Below are 16551 nucleotides of genomic sequence, written 5' to 3'. Positions count from 1 at the left end.
TAGTTCAGAAAACCACTGCATCCGAATCGCCTTGCGCTACGTATATCCACCACGAGCCGCACGGAGGTAGATGGAATGAATGCCCAAGCTGGACTAACCTCTGCCTGCTCTCTTTACCGTGCGCCGTCCCATCGCCCTGTTACAAGTGCCTGGAGAAGCCCCATTTCGACCCACGATGCAGATCAGCTACGGCAATTGCTGGCCCAATGTTCCCTGGGTAACCGCCCGGCGTTCGAAACGCTCTATCGCAGCGTTTCCCCGCGCTTGCACGGTGTTGCCCTGCGTTTCATGGGGCGCCAGGACCTGGCCGAAGAGGTGCTGCAGGAAAGCTTCGTGCGCATCTGGTTCAACGCCTCGCGCTATGAAGCCCACCTGTCGGCGCCAATGACCTGGATGATCAATATCACCCGCAACCTGGCGATCGACCAATTGCGCAAACACCGCGAGCAACCCCTGAGCGAAGGCCAAGAGGACGCCATGGCCGACGAAAGCCCCAGCGCCCATGAACGGCTCGACAGCGAGCGTGAAGCCCACGCCCTGAACCGCTGCCTGGACAGCCTTGAAGGCATGCAGCGCCAATCGATCACCGTGGCTTACTTCCAGGGCCTGTCGTGCTCGGAGTTGGCCGACCACTTGGCCGCGCCCCTGGGCTCGGTCAAATCCTGGATTCGCCGCGGCATGGAGCGTTTGCGCAGGTGCCTTGAATCATGAACTACCAGACCACGTCCCTGCGCCGCGCCCTCGCGGCTGATTACGCCATTGGGCTGATGCCGGCCACCGCTCGTCGACGCTTTGAAGCGCTGCTGCTGGACGATGCAGCCCTGCGGGTCGAATTGGGCCATTGGCAGGATGCCCTCGCCAGCCTGACCGGGCCGTTGCCCGAGCGGCCGGTGCCGGATCATGTGTGGGAAGGGATCAAGGCGCGCATTGAACCGCAAGTGCTGCATATGCCGGCGAAGAGGCCGTTCTGGAAGAACCTGCGGTTGCTGGCGGCAGCGTGCGGGGTGGTGATCGCGGTGTTGGTGGGTGTGTTGTACCAGCGCGATCTTGGGGTGGAATACAACGCTACGCTGGTGGCGGCGGACCAGCAGCCAGCGTTGAAGATCCAGGCGTATGCGGATCATCTGCAGGTTGAACCGCTGACGCTGGCGGCTGTGGAGCAGGCGCGGGACCTGGAGCTGTGGGCGATTGCGCCGGGGGGCAAGCCGATTTCTCTGGGGTTGGTGCCGGTGTCGGGTAAAGGCCGGATTCAGTTGAGCAAGGAACAGCAGGCGCTGCTCAAGGCACCGTTGACGCTGGCGGTGAGTCTTGAGCCGCACGGTGGTTCGCCGACCGGGCAACCGACGGGGCCGGTGCTGTATCAAGGCCAATTGGCCTCACTCTAACCCCTGTAGGAGCGAGCTCGCTCGCGAAGGTCGTCAACGATAACGCGGGAAACCTGAAAGCCCACGGCGCCCTCAGGTTTTTCGCGAGCAAGCTCGCTCCTACAGTTGATCGTCGTTGGGTTCAAAATGTGTTCGGTGTTGCGCCTTGCATCGGCCAAACAAGGAAGCTTATAGTCCGGCGGTCGTCCACATGGCGATACGGGTTTGGCGACTCGATTGAAATAATGCATGCAAAAGCACCTGTTTCTTTGCAGGCTTTTTTGCACCCGCAAAGCTGCGCTTTATGGCGGCTGTGCGCGGGAGACCTTCGGGTCTGCCGGCTTTGCTTCATTTCACCGGTTCGCCAACCTGCGTACAGCTGCCACCCATTCGTTTGGCGACGTGTGAGTGGTAGCCCCATTTACTGAAATGAGGTTGCACATATGAACCGATACATGCCCCTAACCGGCCACGACTGCACCGTCCCGTCCCTGCTCATCGACACTCAAACCCCGCTGGACGTGCTCCACGACGCTGCCGCCTACCGCATCCGCGCGGTGACGCAAGTCCTGGAAAATCTCGCGTTTCGCGACACCCTGATCACCGACACCATCGTCCTCAAGGACTTCGCCCTGCTCTGCGCCATTCCGCTGCGTGACGGTTGCGATTTGATGGATGTGATCGGCCGACGTTTGCAGGTGTAGGCATACACCTACACTTAAGTAGTCCATTTCCGAAACGCTGAAAACGTCCCTGCACGCGTCTTACTCCGCTTGTAGCGCCTTCTTATAGTCGTGCGCCTCAGTCACTGGAGGTGTACGTAATGCAGGGACCCTACGCATTTATCAATGATCGATCACAGCCTTATCCGCTGCTCAAACAACGCCTGTCGCTTAATCCCCATACGCAAACAAAGTTCGACACCCTCAACCAACATATTCGCAATACCGTGGTATTGCCCGGGCAACTGGTGATCATCGGCGACAGCCAGACAGCTTCTTGTACCCCCGAAGAAGCACGGTTGATGAGTTCGGCAGAGAACGTGAAACATGCCCTGTTGGCACACTCTGCAACTGATCAGTTCCTGATCAAAAATTACGACCAGTTGCAGGCAATCATGGCCCACGCTTCCATCGGTGTCGGGAGCGCCACCAGCGCGTGGAGTAAACACCTGGACGGAATCGAAAAGACCCTCCAGGAAATCGAAGGTCTTCATAAGCAGTACTTGAGCAAAGGGACCATGGCCGCAAGGGATGAGTTCGTGGTTAAACGAAGAACCTTATTCACCCGACTCGAGAGTCAACTGCGCGGCATGGCCCGCTTCGGAAGCGGGCTGAGAAGTGAAGGTTCCATCAAGAAAATGTTGGGTATCTCCAGTAAAAGCTATTGGCATCATGGAGAAATTCGCGGGTATGAGGAAACGGTCAAGCGCGTAGCCAAGGCTTCGCAGATATTGAAAAAGGGGACTTATATTGGTATCGCGCTGGATGTTGGGGCGACAGCACTGGAGATAACGGAGGCGTGCTCCACGGGCCGCGAGCAAGCGTGTACGCAAGCGAAGTATGTTGAAGGTGGGAAGTTGGTGATTGGAGTGGGTGGAGCATCTGCGGGCGGGACACTTGGAGCCGTTGGCGGTATCGGCGCCTGTGCGATTGTTTTTGGTATTCCTACGGCTGGCGCCGGTGCTTTGGCATGCGCCATCATCGGTGGTGCAGCAGGTGGACTCGCCTTGGGCACGCTTGGAAGCAATGCTGGAGAATGGGTGGGTAAAGTTCTCTATCAGGCAGTGGAGGATTGAATGTACTTGGAATACTTTGCGGTGGGCTCATGCATCCTCCTGCTACTCAGCTTCCCGATCGTCTTTTCTGCCATGTACAAAAAGCTCGATGCCGCTGAGCGCTATATGCAATACAGCACCTTTATAGTCGGATGCAGGCACACGTTTCGTCATACCCACTTTGAAGGAAGGCCGCAACGTGTATTCGCTATGGCAACCGTTATTCTCATTCCGAAAATAATTCAACGCCGGGGTATGGTACTGGTTGAGGACGTTGAACAAATACCACGGCACCTCAAGTATTGGATGGTCATACCAACACTCGTTACCTGTCTCTCGCTTATAGGTATCACCATCACCGGATTTCTTATAGAAGACTGAAATTTTATATAAAAAGGGCGACCCTTGGGTCGCCCTTATCTATCGCCTACGCCGCGCTGAACAACTTATGCGGATCAATCACAAACTTCTTCGGCACACCCGCATCGAACTCGCCATAACCACGCGGTGCGTCATCCAGGCTGATGACTTCCACGCCCACAATGTCGGCAATCTTGATGCGGTCCCACATGATCGCCTGCATCAACTGGCGGTTGTACTTCATCACCGGCGTTTGCCCGGTGTGGAAGCTGTGGGATTTGGCCCAACCCAGACCAAAACGAATGCTCAGGCTGCCCATTTTCGCGGCAGCGTCCACAGCACCCGGATCTTCAGTCACATACAGGCCCGGGATACCGATTTTGCCGGCCACCCGCACTACGCCCATCAATGAGTTGAGCACGGTCGCCGGGGCTTCGTGCTTGACGCCGTCATGCCCGTGGCCGCGCGCTTCAAAGCCCACCGCATCCACCGCGCAATCCACTTCTGGCTCGCCCAGCAACGCAGCGATCTGCTCATGCAGCGGCGTGTCTTTGGACAGGTCGGCAATTTCAAAACCCTGGGCCTTGGCATGGGCCAGGCGGATCGGGTTCACGTCACCGATGATCACCACCGCCGCGCCCAGCAGGCGAGCCGAAGCGGCAGCAGCCAGGCCGACAGGGCCGGCACCGGCCACGTAGACCGTGCTGCCCGGGCCAACACCGGCCGTCACGGCGCCGTGATAACCGGTAGGCAGGATGTCGGAGAGGCACGTCAGGTCACGGATTTTCTCCATGGCGCGGTCGCGGTCCGGCAGCTTCAGCAGGTTGAAGTCGGCGTACGGCACCAGCGCGTATTCGGCCTGGCCGCCGGTCCAGTCGCCCATATCGACGTAACCGTAGGCACCGCCCGGGCGGGCCGGGTTGACGCTCAGGCACACGCCGGTGTGCATTTCCTTGCAGGAGCGGCAGCGGCCGCACGCCACGTTGAAGGGTACGGACACCAGGTCGCCGATTTTCAGGTTCTCGACGTCGCTGCCCTTCTCGATCACTTCGCCGGTGATTTCATGCCCCAGTACCAGGCCGGTCTGGGCGGTGGTACGGCCGCGCACCATGTGTTGGTCGGAGCCGCAGATGTTGGTGGAGACCACGCGCAGGATGACGCCGTGCTCAATCTTCCTGCCACGGGGGTCCTGCATTTTGGGATAGTCGATTTTCTGTACTTCGACCTTGCCATTGCCGAGATACACGACACCACGATTACCAGACATGCTTTCACCTCGCTGTTGTTTTTAGGGAACCGCGTTGCCCAGACAGGCAGCGCGTTAAAGTGCTCGGGTACAGATGCTGTTTTTGCGTTGTTGGTGATGGCCCTTTCGCGAGCAAGCCCGCTCCCACATTCGACCGGGTTCCACCTATGGAATGCGGTCGAATGTGGGAGCGGGCTTGCTCGCGAAGGCGTCCATCAGAGCACCACCGTGCGATTGGCGTTCAAGAACACCCGCCGCTCAATGTGATACCCCACGGCCCGGGCCAACGTCAGGCCTTCGATATCCCGTCCCTTGGCGATCAAATCTTCCGGGTAGTGACTGTGGTCCACCACCTCCACGCCCTGGGCGATGATCGGACCTTCGTCCAGGTCGTTGTTGATGTAGTGCGCAGTGGCGCCCACCAGTTTCACGCCCTTGTTGTACGCCTGGTGATACGGCTTGGCGCCTTTAAAACCGGGCAACAGGGAATGGTGGATGTTGATGGCTTTACCGTCGAGCTTGCGGCACAGCTCCGGCGACAGCACTTGCATATAGCGCGCAAGGATCACCAGCTCAGCGCCCGACTCTTCGATCACCTGCCACACCTGGCGCTCCTGCGACGGTTTGTCGTTGGGGTCCAGGGGGAAGTGGTAGTAGGGAATCTGGTGCCAGTCGGCCAGGGGCTTGAGGTCGGGGTGGTTGGAGACCACGGCGACCACGTCCATCGACAGTTGGCCGATGCGCTGGCGGTAGAGCAAGTCGTTGAGGCAGTGATCGGCCTTGGAGACCATGATCACCACTTTCGGCCGGTAATTCGGCGCGGTCAGTTCGAAGATCATGCCGAAGGCCTCGCCGCGAGTGGCCAGGCCATCGCGGAAGGCTTGTTCGTCGAAACCGTCGGGCTGGCGGAACTCCACGCGGATGAAGAACCGGCCCGAGAGCCGGTCATCAAAGGAGTGGTGTTCCGTGACGTAGCAGCCCTGCTCGAACAGATAGCGGGTCACCGCGTCCACCGTGCCGAGCACGCTGGGGCAGTCGGCAGTCAAAATCCATGTGTCGGGTACGCGGCTCATATTGGAATCCTCAGGCCTTTGTGGCGAGGGGGCTTGTCCCCCGTTGGGCTGCGAAGCAGCCCCAAAACCTGCCGTTCGGTTATTTCAGAAAAAATGCGCTGACCTTATTGGGACCGCTGCGCGCTCCAACGGGGGACAAGCCCCCTCGCCACAACAGCCCGCTCATCACAAAAGGTATGCACTCACTCGATCAGGCTTCCACGCTCAACCCATACTCAGCCGCCGCATCCTGCAACCACAGCCACCAGTAATCCGAGAAGCTGCGACGAATCACCAGCTCCCAGGTGTCTTGCGCGGTATGGCGAATCACCAATTGCGATTTGGCGAACACCGTGCCCACGGCCTTGCCCACCGGGAAGCTGTCGGGGTGCACGTCGTAGCTGGTGGACTTCATCAGCACATCCCGCACGTTCGGGCCGCTGAGTTCGAGAATCTGCTGGCCGCCGCTGACGTTGACGATCTGGATATGCAAATCACCCAGCGCCTCGCGCAAGCTTTTCTCGGCGGCGAATTCTTCACCGCTCGGCACCACCAGCAGCCACTCATCCGGGCCGAGCCATTGCAGGCTGGTTTCACCCTTGAAGATGACGGCCAGGGCGCCGGGCAATTCGATGCCAAGGGCCTTGTGCACGCCAGCGGCGAAGGCTGCGTCATGACCATCACCACGGATGGTCAGATGGCCCAGCAGTTTCTTTTCGCGCACGGTCACACCGGCGTTCTTGCGGCCCTTGCCCGCAAGGCTCGCGAGGTCGGCATGGTGCAGCGACGACTCGGCCTTGGCTCCGGAGGTAGGGCGTTGTTGGTAAACATTGGCTGCTGTCATAAAGCACCTGTTTGAATGATCGTTCCCACGCTCTGCGTGGGAATGCCGCCATGGACGCTCTGCGTCCGCTCTTGGGACGCGGAGCGTCCCGGGATGCATTCCCACGCAGAGCGTGGGAATGCTCAGGTATCAGATGTTCTGACGATCGCCTTTAGGGTCAAAGAACACCGAAGACACAATCTCCGCCTCGATCACGCTGCCATCCGCCAGCGGTGCAAACACCCGCTCGCCGATGCGCTTCAAGCCGCCCTTCACCACGCCCATGGCAAACGAATAGCCGAGGGAGTTGTGGGCATAACTTGAGGTGACGTGGCCGACCATCTTCATCGGGATCGTCTGCTTGGTGTCGAACACCAACTGCGCGCCTTCCGGCAGCCACACGTTCGGGTCAATCGGCTTCAAACCCACCAGTTGCTTGCGGTCTTCACGCACGCAATCTTCGCGATTCATCCCGCGCCAGCCGAGCCACGAGAACGGTTTGGTGCGGCCTACGCACCAGCCCATGTTCAGGTCGTCGGGGGTCATCGAGCCGTCGGTATCCTGGCCAACAATGATGAAACCCTTCTCGGCCCGCAGCACGTGCATGGTCTCGGTGCCGTACGGGGTCAGGTTGTATTGCTTGCCGGCTTCGACGATTTTCTCGAGCACGCCCATGGCGTAGTCGGCCTGCACGTTGACCTCAAACGACAGCTCACCGGTAAACGAAATCCGGAACACCCGCGCCGGCACGCCGCCCACCAAGCCTTCTTTCCAGGTCATGAACGGGAAGCCGTCCTTGTCCAGGTCAATGTCGGTGACTTCGCTCAGCAGCTTGCGGCTGTTAGGGCCGGACAAGGTCATGGTCGCCCAATGGTCGGTGACCGAGGTGAAGTACACCTTGAGGTCTGGCCATTCGGTCTGTTGGTAGATTTCCAGCCACTGGAGTACGCGCGCTGCGCCGCCGGTGGTGGTGGTCATCAGGAAGTGGTTGTCGGCGAGGCAGGCGGTTACGCCGTCGTCGAAGACCATGCCGTCTTCCTTGCACATCAGGCCGTAGCGGGCCTTGCCCACATCGAGCTTGGTCCAGGCGTTGCTGTAGATGCGGTTGAGGAACTCGCGGGCATCCGGGCCTTGAATGTCGATCTTGCCGAGGGTGGACGCATCCAGCAGGCCGACGCTGTCGCGCACGGCCAGGCATTCGCGTTTCACCGCGGCGTGCAGGTCTTCACCGTTACGCGGGAAGTACCACGGGCGCTTCCACTGGCCGACGTCTTCAAACTCGGCGCCGTTTTTCACGTGCCAGGCTTGCAGCGCGGTGTAGCGTACCGGCTCGAAGATGTGCCCACAGTGGCGGCCCGCTACCGCGCCGAAAGTCACTGGCGTGTAGTTGGGACGGAACATGGTGGTGCCCATCTGCGGGATGGTCACGTTCAGCGAACGGGCCGCGATGGCCAGGCCGTTGACGTTGCCGAGCTTGCCCTGGTCGGTGCCGAAGCCCAGCGCGGTGTAGCGTTTGACGTGCTCCACCGACTCGAAACCTTCGCGGGTGGCGAGTTCGATGGCGGCAGCGGTGACGTCGTTTTGCAGGTCGACAAATTGCTTGGGCGCCCGTGCAGTGGCTTTTTCGTGAGGCACCTGGAACAGCGCCAGGGTCGGTTCTTCAAGACGGCTCAAGGCTTTTGGCAGCGTACCTTCCACCGGCGCAAACCCGGCTTCGCTGGCGGCGCGCACGCCACCTTCAAAACCGTCGGCCAGGGAATCACCCAGGCCGTAGACGCCATTGATACCGCCGACACACACGCGCTTTTGCGGTGCTTCGCCCGGTACAAAACCGAGGATGTCTTCACGCCAGATCGGCTTGCCGCCCAGGTGCGAGGCCAGGTGAACCACCGGGCTGTAGCCGCCGGAGCTGGCGACAAGGTCGCACTCCAGCCATTCGCCGGGGCTGGTGACTTTGTGGGCTTTGACGTCAATGGCGGCAACGCGGGCGCCAGTGACGTGCTTGCTGCCACGGGCTTCGATCACGGCGCTGCCGGTGAGGATGCGAATGCCTTTGGCGCGGGCTTCTTCAACCAGTGCACCGCGTGGGTTGTGGCGGGCATCGGCCACAGCCACCACGGTGAGGCCTGCGTCAAACCAGTCCAGTGCAACGCGGTAGGCATGGTCGTTGTTGGTCGACAGCACCAGCTTCTTGCCCGGTGCCACGCCGTAGCGGCGCACATAAGTCGAAACCGCACCCGCCAGCATGTTGCCCGGCACGTCGTTGTTGCCGTACACCAGCGGACGCTCGCACGCACCCGTCGCCAACACGACGCGCTTGGCACGAATACGGTGGATACGCTGACGCACCTGGCCGATCGGCGCACGGTCACCGAGGTGATCGGTGAGGCGCTCGTGAATGGTCAGGAAGTTATGGTCGTGGTAACCGTTGACGGTGGCGCGAGGCAGCAGCACCACATCGTGCAGGGCCTTCAGCTCAGCGATCACGCTGGCAACCCACTCGGCCGCCGGCTTGCCGTCGAGGCTTTCACGGGAGTCCAGCAAGGAGCCGCCGAACTCTTCCTGCTCGTCCGCGATGATCACCCGGGCGCCGCTTCGCGCAGCAGCCAGGGCAGCCGACAGACCGGCAGGGCCAGCGCCCACAATCAGCACGTCGCAATGACGGTTCATGTAGTCGTAGGTGTCCGGATCGTTCTCGGTCGGCGAGCGGCCAAGACCGGCTGCCTTACGGATGTACTTCTCGTAAGTCATCCAGAACGATTGCGGGTACATGAAGGTTTTGTAGTAGAAGCCCGGCGGCATCAGCTTGCCGCCGACCTTGCCGAGAATGCCCATCATGTCGTTGTTCACGCTTGGCCAGCCGTTGGTGCTGGTGGCGACCAAACCCTGGTACAGCGCCTGTTGCGTGGCGCGCACGTTGGGTATTTGCGTGGCTTCGGTGGCGCCGATCTGCAACACCGCGTTTGGCTCCTCGCTACCGGCGGCGAAGATGCCGCGCGGGCGCGAATACTTGAAGCTGCGACCGATGATGTCGACGCCGTTGGCCAGCAGTGCAGCGGCCAGGGTGTCGCCTTCAAAGCCTTTGTAGCTCTGGCCGTTGAAGCTGAAGCTCAGGACTTTGTTGCGGTCGATCCGGCCACCGTTGGACAGGCGATTGATCTGGCTCATACCTTCTCTCCAGAAGCCTTGGCGGTGAATTGCGGCTTGGTGCCTATCTTGTAGGTTTCAAGAATTTCGTAGGTCACGGTGTCGCGGGTCGCGTTGAAATACTGGCGGCAACCGGCGGCGTGAATCCACAGTTCGTGGTGCAGCCCACGCGGGTTATCGCGGAAGAACATGTAGTCGCCCCACTGCTCGTCGGTGCAGGTATTCGGGTCCAGCGGGCGCGGGATGTGCGCTTGGCCGGAGGCGTGGAATTCCTCTTCGGAGCGCAGTTCGCCACAGTGAGGACAGAAGATATGCAACATAGGAATTTCTCCTGTTAGTGGGCGACGGCCGCGGCGCCGTGTTCGTCGATCAGCGCACCGTTGTGGAAACGGTCGATGGAGAATGGAGCGGCCAACGGGTGCATTTCACCCTTGGCGAGGCTGGCGGCAAATACGTTGCCTGAGCCGGGTGTGGCCTTGAAGCCACCGGTGCCCCAACCGCAGTTGAAGAACATGTTCGGTACCGGCGTCTTGGAGATGATCGGGCAGGCATCCGGCGTGGTGTCGACGATGCCGCCCCACTGGCGGTTCATGCGCACGCGCGACAGCACCGGGAACATCTCGACGATGGCCTGGATGGTGTGCTCGATCACCGGGTACGAGCCGCGCTGGCCGTAGCCGTTGTAGCCGTCGATACCGGCGCCGATCACCAGGTCGCCCTTGTCGGACTGGCTGATGTAACCGTGCACGGCGTTGGACATGATCACGCTGTCGATGATCGGTTTGATCGGCTCCGACACCAACGCTTGCAGCGGGTGGGATTCGATCGGCAGGCGGAAGCCCGCCAGCGAAGCCATGTGGCCGGAGTTACCGGCCGTGACCACACCAACGCGCTTGGCGCCGATAAAGCCCTTGTTGGTTTCGACGCCGATGCACACACCGTTTTCCTTACGGAAACCGATGACTTCGGTCTGCTGGATCAAGTCCACGCCCAGTGCATCCGCCGCACGGGCAAAGCCCCAGGCCACGGCATCGTGACGGGCCACGCCGCCGCGACGTTGCACGGTGGCGCCCATCACCGGGTAGCGGGTGTTTTTCGAGCAGTCGAGGTACGGGATCTCGTCGGCCACTTGTTTGGCGTTGAGCAGTTCGCCGTCCACACCGTTGAGGCGGTTGGCGCTGACGCGACGCTCGGAATCACGGATGTCTTGCAGGGTGTGGCACAGGTTGTAGACGCCACGCTGGGAGAACATCACGTTGTAGTTCAAATCCTGGGACAAACCTTCCCAGAGTTTCATCGCGTGTTCGTACAGGTGCGCCGACTCGTCCCACAGGTAGTTGGAACGCACGATAGTGGTGTTGCGCGCGGTGTTACCGCCGCCCAGCCAGCCTTTCTCGACCACGGCCACGTTGGTGATGCCGTGCTCTTTGGCCAAATAGTAAGCCGTCGCCAGACCATGCCCGCCGCCGCCGACGATGACCACGTCGTAGACCTTTTTAGGGGTCGGCGTGCGCCACATTTTCTGCCAGTTTTCGTGGTGGCTGAGTGAGTGCTTGAAGAGGCCGAAGCCCGAGTAGCGTTGCATAGTCATTACTCCAAAACCGCGCTCAGCGATAAACCGGGAAATCAGCGCACAGGGCGGCCACATGCTTGGCGACGTTGGCCTCCACATCGGCGTCGCCGAGGTTGTCGAGGATGTCGCAGATCCAGCCGGCCAGCTCCAGGCATTGGGTCACTTTGAAGCCACGTGTGGTCACCGCCGGGGTGCCGATGCGCAGGCCCGAGGTCACGAACGGCGACTGCGGGTCGTTGGGCACGGCGTTCTTGTTGACGGTGATATGGGCGCGACCGAGGGCAGCGTCCGCCTCTTTACCGGTGAGGCCCTGACGGATCAGGCTGACCAGGAACAAGTGGTTATCGGTACCGCCGGACACTACATCGTAGCCGCGTTTGATAAACACGCCGGCCATGGCCTGGGCGTTGTCGATCACTTGCTGTTGATAAACCTTGAAACCCGGCTCCTGGGCTTCCTTGAAGCACACCGCCTTACCGGCGATCACGTGCATCAGCGGGCCGCCCTGGGCGCCGGGGAATACTGCAGAGTTGAGTTTCTTTTCAATTTCTTCGTTGGACCTGGCCAGGATCAGCCCGCCACGTGGACCGCGCAGGGTCTTGTGGGTGGTGGTGGTGACCACATCGGCGTAGGGCAGCGGGTTCGGGTACAGACCGGCGGCAACCAGGCCGGCGACGTGGGCCATGTCGACGAACAGCAGCGCACCGACCTTGTCGGCGATCTGGCGAAAACGCGGGAAGTCCAGGGTCTTGGAGTAGGCGGAGAAACCGGCCACGACCATCTTCGGCTTGTGTTCCACGGCCAGGCGCTCGACCTCGTCGTAGTCGATCAGGCCGGTGGCGGTGTCGATGCCGTATTGCACCGCGTTGTAGAGTTTGCCCGAGGACGACACTTTGGCGCCGTGGGTCAGGTGGCCACCGTGGGCCAGGCTCATGCCGAGGAGGGTGTCACCGGCGTTCAGCAGCGCCAGGTACACCGCGCTGTTGGCGGACGAACCGGAGTGCGGCTGCACGTTGGCGTAATCGGCGCCGAACAGCTGCTTGGCGCGTTCGATGGCCAACACTTCAACTTTATCGACGTGCTCGCAGCCACCGTAGTAGCGCTTGCCCGGATAACCTTCGGCGTATTTGTTGGTGAGGCCGCTGCCCTGGGCTTCCATGACGCGCTTGCTGGTGTAGTTCTCTGACGCGATCAGCTCGATATGATCTTCCTGGCGCTGCTCCTCGGCATTCATGGCCGCCAGCAGTGCATCGTCATAACCCTGGATCTGGTCTTGCTTGCTGAACATCGCGTCTCTCCCAGCGGCGGCGGTGCGCCAATCGTATTGTTGGGGCCGCCGCACGACGGAGGGGCCCTTTGATGCGATGGTAGGGCTGGTGCAGATAGACCAAATGCCTACGGACGCCACGCAAAGGTGCGTTTACGACATCGGATGAACGACGCAGAACAAATGTGGGAGCGGGCTTGCTCGCGAATGCGGTGGGCCAGCCAATATAGGTGCAGCCTGACACACCGCTTTCGCGAGCAAGCCCGCTCCCACAGGGGTTAGGCGATGATCTTGCGCACGAGTAGCAGCAGTAAGAAATGCGCCGGATAGAGCGCATACGCCCAGCGACGCATGGCGGGCGGCGACACGTGCCGGGCATGTCGCAACAAGACCAATCCGGCCAGTGGCGCTATCAGGCATGTGGCCAATCCCAGCATGGCCACGAGGGTGCCGCTGTTGAGCAGAATCTGCCATTGATTGGCCGCCAGGCACACCACACCCGGCAACAAGCTGAAATACCATGGCCGACGAAACACCAACAGCATCGCCAGCGGCAGCAGCACGCCAAAGAAACCGAACATCAGATGCGCCGAAAACAACCCCGCCAAAACCAGCGCGATTAACGCCAATCCTCGATCAACAGCCGCCTTCTGCTGCCATCCCCGCGCAACCAGCAACCCAAGCGCCAGGGTCGGCAGCACGTTCAGCGTGTCGGCGTCGTCAATGAACATCCGGTACGGCACTTCACTGATCACACTGAACAGCAGCAGCCAGCCCAAATAGCGCCACTGGCCGGTAACGGGCGCATCCTTGACCCGGTGCAGGTTCGCCGCAATCGCCAGGCAAAACCACGGGAACGCCAGGCGCCCCGGCACATACAGCCCGTCCAGGCTCAAACCGACGTAGCGCAGGTGGTCCAGCACCATACTCAGCAGCGCCAGCCACTTGAGCAGATCCAGGGCGCCATCGCGGACGCGGCTTACAGGAACGCTTTCAGAACCGTGCATAATTCCCCAATGACTTTGCATTAACAGTGCGTGCGCCCGCCCGACAATCTTGGGTAAAGTGCGCACCAACATCGACCACAGGACTGGGCCATGACCGACAAGAGCCAACAATTCGCCAGCGACAACTATTCCGGTATCTGCCCGGAAGCCTGGGCCGCCATGGAACTCGCCAACCAGGGCCATCAACGCGCCTACGGCGATGATGAATGGACCCACCGCGCCGCCGACGGTTTCCGCAAACTGTTCGAAACCGACTGCGAAGTGTTCTTCGCCTTCAACGGCACCGCCGCCAACTCCCTGGCCCTGTCATCACTGTGCCAGAGCTACCATAGCGTGATTTGCTCGGAAACCGCCCACGTCGAAACCGACGAATGCGGCGCGCCGGAGTTTTTCTCCAACGGCTCCAAGCTGCTCACCGCCCGCACCGAAAACGGCAAGCTGACCCCGGAGTCGATCCGCGAGATCGCCCTCAAGCGTCAAGACATCCACTATCCAAAACCTCGCGTGGTCACCCTGACCCAGGCCACGGAAGTCGGCAGCGTGTACACCCCGGAAGAAATCCGCGCCATCAGCGTCACCTGCAAAGAGCTGGGGCTGAACCTGCACATGGACGGCGCGCGTTTCTCCAACGCCTGCGCATTCCTCGGCTGCTCGCCTGCCGACCTGACCTGGAAAGCCGGCGTCGACGTGCTGTGTTTTGGCGGCACCAAGAACGGCATGGCTGTAGGTGAAGCGATCCTGTTCTTCAACCACAAGCTGGCTGAAGACTTCGACTACCGCTGCAAGCAGGCGGGGCAGTTGGCCTCGAAGATGCGCTTCCTCTCCGCGCCGTGGGTAGGCTTGCTGGAAAACGACGCGTGGCTCAAACACGCCCTCCACGCCAACCATTGCGCGCAATTGCTCAGCAGCCTGGTGGCGGATATTCCTGGAGTGGAATTGATGTTCCCGGTGCAGGCCAACGGCGTGTTCCTGCAACTGTCGGAGCCGGCGATTGCCGCGCTGACGGCCAAGGGCTGGCGGTTCTATACCTTCATCGGTAAAGGCGGCGCGCGGTTCATGTGTGCGTGGGATACCGAGGAAGAGCGCGTCAGAGAATTAGCCGCTGATATTCGCGAAGTGATGAGCGCCTGAGGTAGGAATCAGGCCGTCGGATACTGGCGGAATGCCGAGACTGTTTTTTGATATTTCTGACAGCCATATACCCCACTTTCATTGACTAGCCTCTTGGAACCCGGAAGGAAACGGCAGACGTATCTGCCACCTTTCGGGACTAACCACCTGCCGAACAATCGGCCGGAAACGGAAATCCAGCAGAGGGTAATACCATGGAAGTTCAACGCTACGAAAACAACCTGCAAGGCGACGGCACTGTCCACACCACGGTTATCGACTGGGATGAGTTCAGAAAAACCGTGAACGTCGGTGACACGATCAGCGAGCCGACGAGGACACTGAGGGTCACCGATAAAGTCTATGAATTGACAGCATCAGGCCAGCATTTCGTCATCCATATCTACGCCCAATAACCTTTAACGCCTGAGGCTCGCGTCGAAGACTCATGACCCTCGACGCGAAGCTGAAGCCCCCATGATCGTTCCCACGCTCCGCGTGGGAACGATCACTACCCACTTAAAACTCTATACGCACGTCGCCCTTCGGCACGCTGCAGCAAGAGAGGATATAACCCTCGGCTTCGTCTTCCTCGGTGATCCCGCCGTTATGGTCCATTTCGACCTCCCCGCCGAGCTTCATCACCTTGCACGTTCCGCAGATCCCCATCCCGCAGGCTTTCGGAATCAGCAGGCCAAGCTTGGCCGCCGCCGCGTGCACCGTCTCGCCCGGTGCCACGCGAATGCTTTTGCCTGAGGCAATGAATTCCACCTGGTGCAGGTCTGCCAGGTCGATTTCCGGGGCATCCGCCGCTTGTTCGGCTTGCTCCACCGCATCCGCACGGGCTTCCGGCGGCGTCGCGCCGAAGGATTCCTCGTGGTAGCGGCTCATGTCGAAGCCAGCGGCTTCCAGCAGGCGCTTCACCGCATTCATGTACGGCGTAGGGCCACAGCAGAAGACTTCCCGCTCAAGGAAGTCCGGCACCATCAGTTCGAGCATCTTGTGGTTCAGGTAACCGCGATAACCGGCCCAAGGCTCACCCAGACCGTGCTTCTCGCAAATCAGGTGCAGGCTGAAGTTATCGATCCGCGATGCCATGTGCTCCAGCTCGCGGTGGTAGATGATGTCTTTTGGCGAGCGGGCGCTGTGGATAAATGTCATGTCGACGTTGGCGTTGGTGTCGTAATACCAGCGCGCCATGGACATGACCGGCGTAATGCCGACGCCACCGCTCAGGTACAGGACCTTCGGGTTGCTGAAGTCGATGGCGTTGAACAAACCGACCGGCCCGTGCACCGCCAGCTCCTGGCCTTCGTGCAACGTGTCGTGCAGCCAGTTGGAGACCTTGCCGCCGGGCACGCGCTTGATGGTCACCGAGAAGCTGTAAGGCACCGACGGCGAGCTGGAAATGGTGTAGGAACGCATGATCGGCTGGCCGTCGATTTCCAGCTCCAGGGTGACAAACTGCCCCGGCTTGAAAAAGAACAGGATCGGCTGGTCGGCCATAAAGCAGAAGGTGCGCACGTCCCAGGTTTCCTGGATGACTTTGACGCAACGGACGATGTGCCGACCATTGGCCCAGGTCTGGGTAGTTACCGGGTTCAGGAAGCTGTTGGACATGCTGTTCTCCGTAGCCGTGTGTCGGCCTTATGGTGGCGATTCTGCGTAACGCGCACACCGGCCATTTACCTATCTGCGACATTCACATACTTATCGCGACCAGCCCCCATACCACGGGGGTTGCGCGTCGGGAACAGAGTGGGCCATGTCGCTCATGGATAAGGTTCTGGCCTGCGCCGGCCCCACACTCGCTCCCAACAACGAC

At 60.5% G+C, this 16551-nt stretch carries 16 protein-coding genes; 7 read left to right on the top strand and 9 right to left on the bottom strand.

Annotation, left to right across the window (positions count from 1 at the left end; translation table 11 throughout):
• The first annotated feature begins 75 nt into the window (after positions 1 to 75).
• From CEC48_RS08350 to CEC48_RS08330, 5 genes are all read left to right on the top strand, one after another.
• Positions 76 to 711, top strand: coding sequence for a sigma-70 family RNA polymerase sigma factor (locus CEC48_RS08350; RefSeq protein WP_088423308.1), 636 nt, complete (start codon positions 76 to 78; stop codon positions 709 to 711).
• A complete protein-coding gene (locus tag CEC48_RS08345; RefSeq protein WP_088423307.1) occupies positions 708 to 1385 on the top strand; it encodes an anti-sigma factor domain-containing protein in 678 nt (225 codons plus the stop codon). The genes CEC48_RS08350 and CEC48_RS08345 overlap by 4 nt, the downstream gene beginning before the upstream one ends.
• A gap of 434 nt (positions 1386 to 1819) precedes the next feature.
• A complete protein-coding gene (locus CEC48_RS08340) occupies positions 1820 to 2068 on the top strand; it encodes a hypothetical protein (RefSeq protein WP_088423390.1) in 249 nt (82 codons plus the stop codon).
• 119 nt (positions 2069 to 2187) lie between these two features.
• Positions 2188 to 3162, top strand: a complete 975-nt coding sequence (locus CEC48_RS08335; RefSeq protein WP_088423306.1) for a hypothetical protein — start codon at positions 2188 to 2190, stop codon at positions 3160 to 3162.
• A complete protein-coding gene (locus tag CEC48_RS08330) occupies positions 3163 to 3522 on the top strand; it encodes a hypothetical protein (RefSeq protein ID WP_088423305.1) in 360 nt (119 codons plus the stop codon).
• Positions 3523 to 3568: 46 nt separating this feature from the next.
• Here the strand turns inward: CEC48_RS08330 and fdhA are convergent, their stop codons facing one another.
• The 8 genes from fdhA to CEC48_RS08290 all read right to left on the bottom strand — a co-directional run bounded on the left by fdhA (position 3569) and on the right by CEC48_RS08290 (position 13616).
• A complete protein-coding gene (fdhA, locus tag CEC48_RS08325) occupies positions 3569 to 4768 on the bottom strand; it encodes a formaldehyde dehydrogenase, glutathione-independent (RefSeq protein ID WP_088423304.1) in 1200 nt (399 codons plus the stop codon).
• Between the two features lie 194 nt (positions 4769 to 4962).
• Positions 4963 to 5820 (bottom strand): formyltetrahydrofolate deformylase, encoded by an 858-nt coding sequence (gene purU, locus CEC48_RS08320; RefSeq protein ID WP_003209192.1) that lies wholly within the window; start codon positions 5818 to 5820, stop codon positions 4963 to 4965.
• A gap of 190 nt (positions 5821 to 6010) precedes the next feature.
• Positions 6011 to 6643 (bottom strand): sarcosine oxidase subunit gamma, encoded by a 633-nt coding sequence (locus CEC48_RS08315; RefSeq protein WP_088423303.1) that lies wholly within the window; start codon positions 6641 to 6643, stop codon positions 6011 to 6013.
• A 129-nt stretch (positions 6644 to 6772) separates the two neighbouring features.
• Positions 6773 to 9790, bottom strand: a complete 3018-nt coding sequence (locus CEC48_RS08310; RefSeq protein WP_088423302.1) for a sarcosine oxidase subunit alpha — start codon at positions 9788 to 9790, stop codon at positions 6773 to 6775.
• Positions 9787 to 10089, bottom strand: a complete 303-nt coding sequence (locus tag CEC48_RS08305) for a sarcosine oxidase subunit delta (RefSeq protein ID WP_088423301.1) — start codon at positions 10087 to 10089, stop codon at positions 9787 to 9789. Before CEC48_RS08305 ends, CEC48_RS08310 begins: the two co-directional genes overlap by 4 nt.
• Before the next feature lie 14 nt (positions 10090 to 10103).
• A complete protein-coding gene (locus CEC48_RS08300) occupies positions 10104 to 11354 on the bottom strand; it encodes a sarcosine oxidase subunit beta (RefSeq protein ID WP_003209185.1) in 1251 nt (416 codons plus the stop codon).
• A gap of 22 nt (positions 11355 to 11376) precedes the next feature.
• On the bottom strand, positions 11377 to 12630 hold the full coding sequence (glyA, locus tag CEC48_RS08295; RefSeq protein ID WP_088423300.1) for a serine hydroxymethyltransferase: 1254 nt from the start codon (positions 12628 to 12630) through the stop codon (positions 11377 to 11379).
• A 257-nt stretch (positions 12631 to 12887) separates the two neighbouring features.
• Positions 12888 to 13616, bottom strand: a complete 729-nt coding sequence (locus tag CEC48_RS08290; protein ID WP_088423299.1) for a TraX family protein — start codon at positions 13614 to 13616, stop codon at positions 12888 to 12890.
• A 90-nt stretch (positions 13617 to 13706) separates the two neighbouring features.
• On the opposite strand from CEC48_RS08290, the gene CEC48_RS08285 reads away from it, so the two are divergent.
• Positions 13707 to 14747: a low specificity L-threonine aldolase gene (locus CEC48_RS08285; RefSeq protein WP_088423298.1), complete on the top strand. Its 1041-nt coding sequence runs from the start codon at positions 13707 to 13709 to the stop codon at positions 14745 to 14747.
• 194 nt (positions 14748 to 14941) lie between these two features.
• On the top strand, positions 14942 to 15142 hold the full coding sequence (locus CEC48_RS08280) for a hypothetical protein (RefSeq protein ID WP_088423297.1): 201 nt from the start codon (positions 14942 to 14944) through the stop codon (positions 15140 to 15142).
• A 103-nt stretch (positions 15143 to 15245) separates the two neighbouring features.
• Here CEC48_RS08280 and gbcB read toward each other — a convergent pair whose 3' ends face one another.
• Positions 15246 to 16346 (bottom strand): glycine-betaine demethylase subunit GbcB, encoded by a 1101-nt coding sequence (gene gbcB / locus CEC48_RS08275; protein ID WP_088423296.1) that lies wholly within the window; start codon positions 16344 to 16346, stop codon positions 15246 to 15248.
• Positions 16347 to 16551: the final 205 nt, after the last annotated feature.

Origin of the sequence: Pseudomonas sp. K2I15, from assembly GCF_002204795.1 — a bacterium.
Lineage (GTDB): Bacteria > Pseudomonadota > Gammaproteobacteria > Pseudomonadales > Pseudomonadaceae > Aquipseudomonas.
This window is presented reverse-complemented; position numbering and strand designations above follow the sequence as displayed.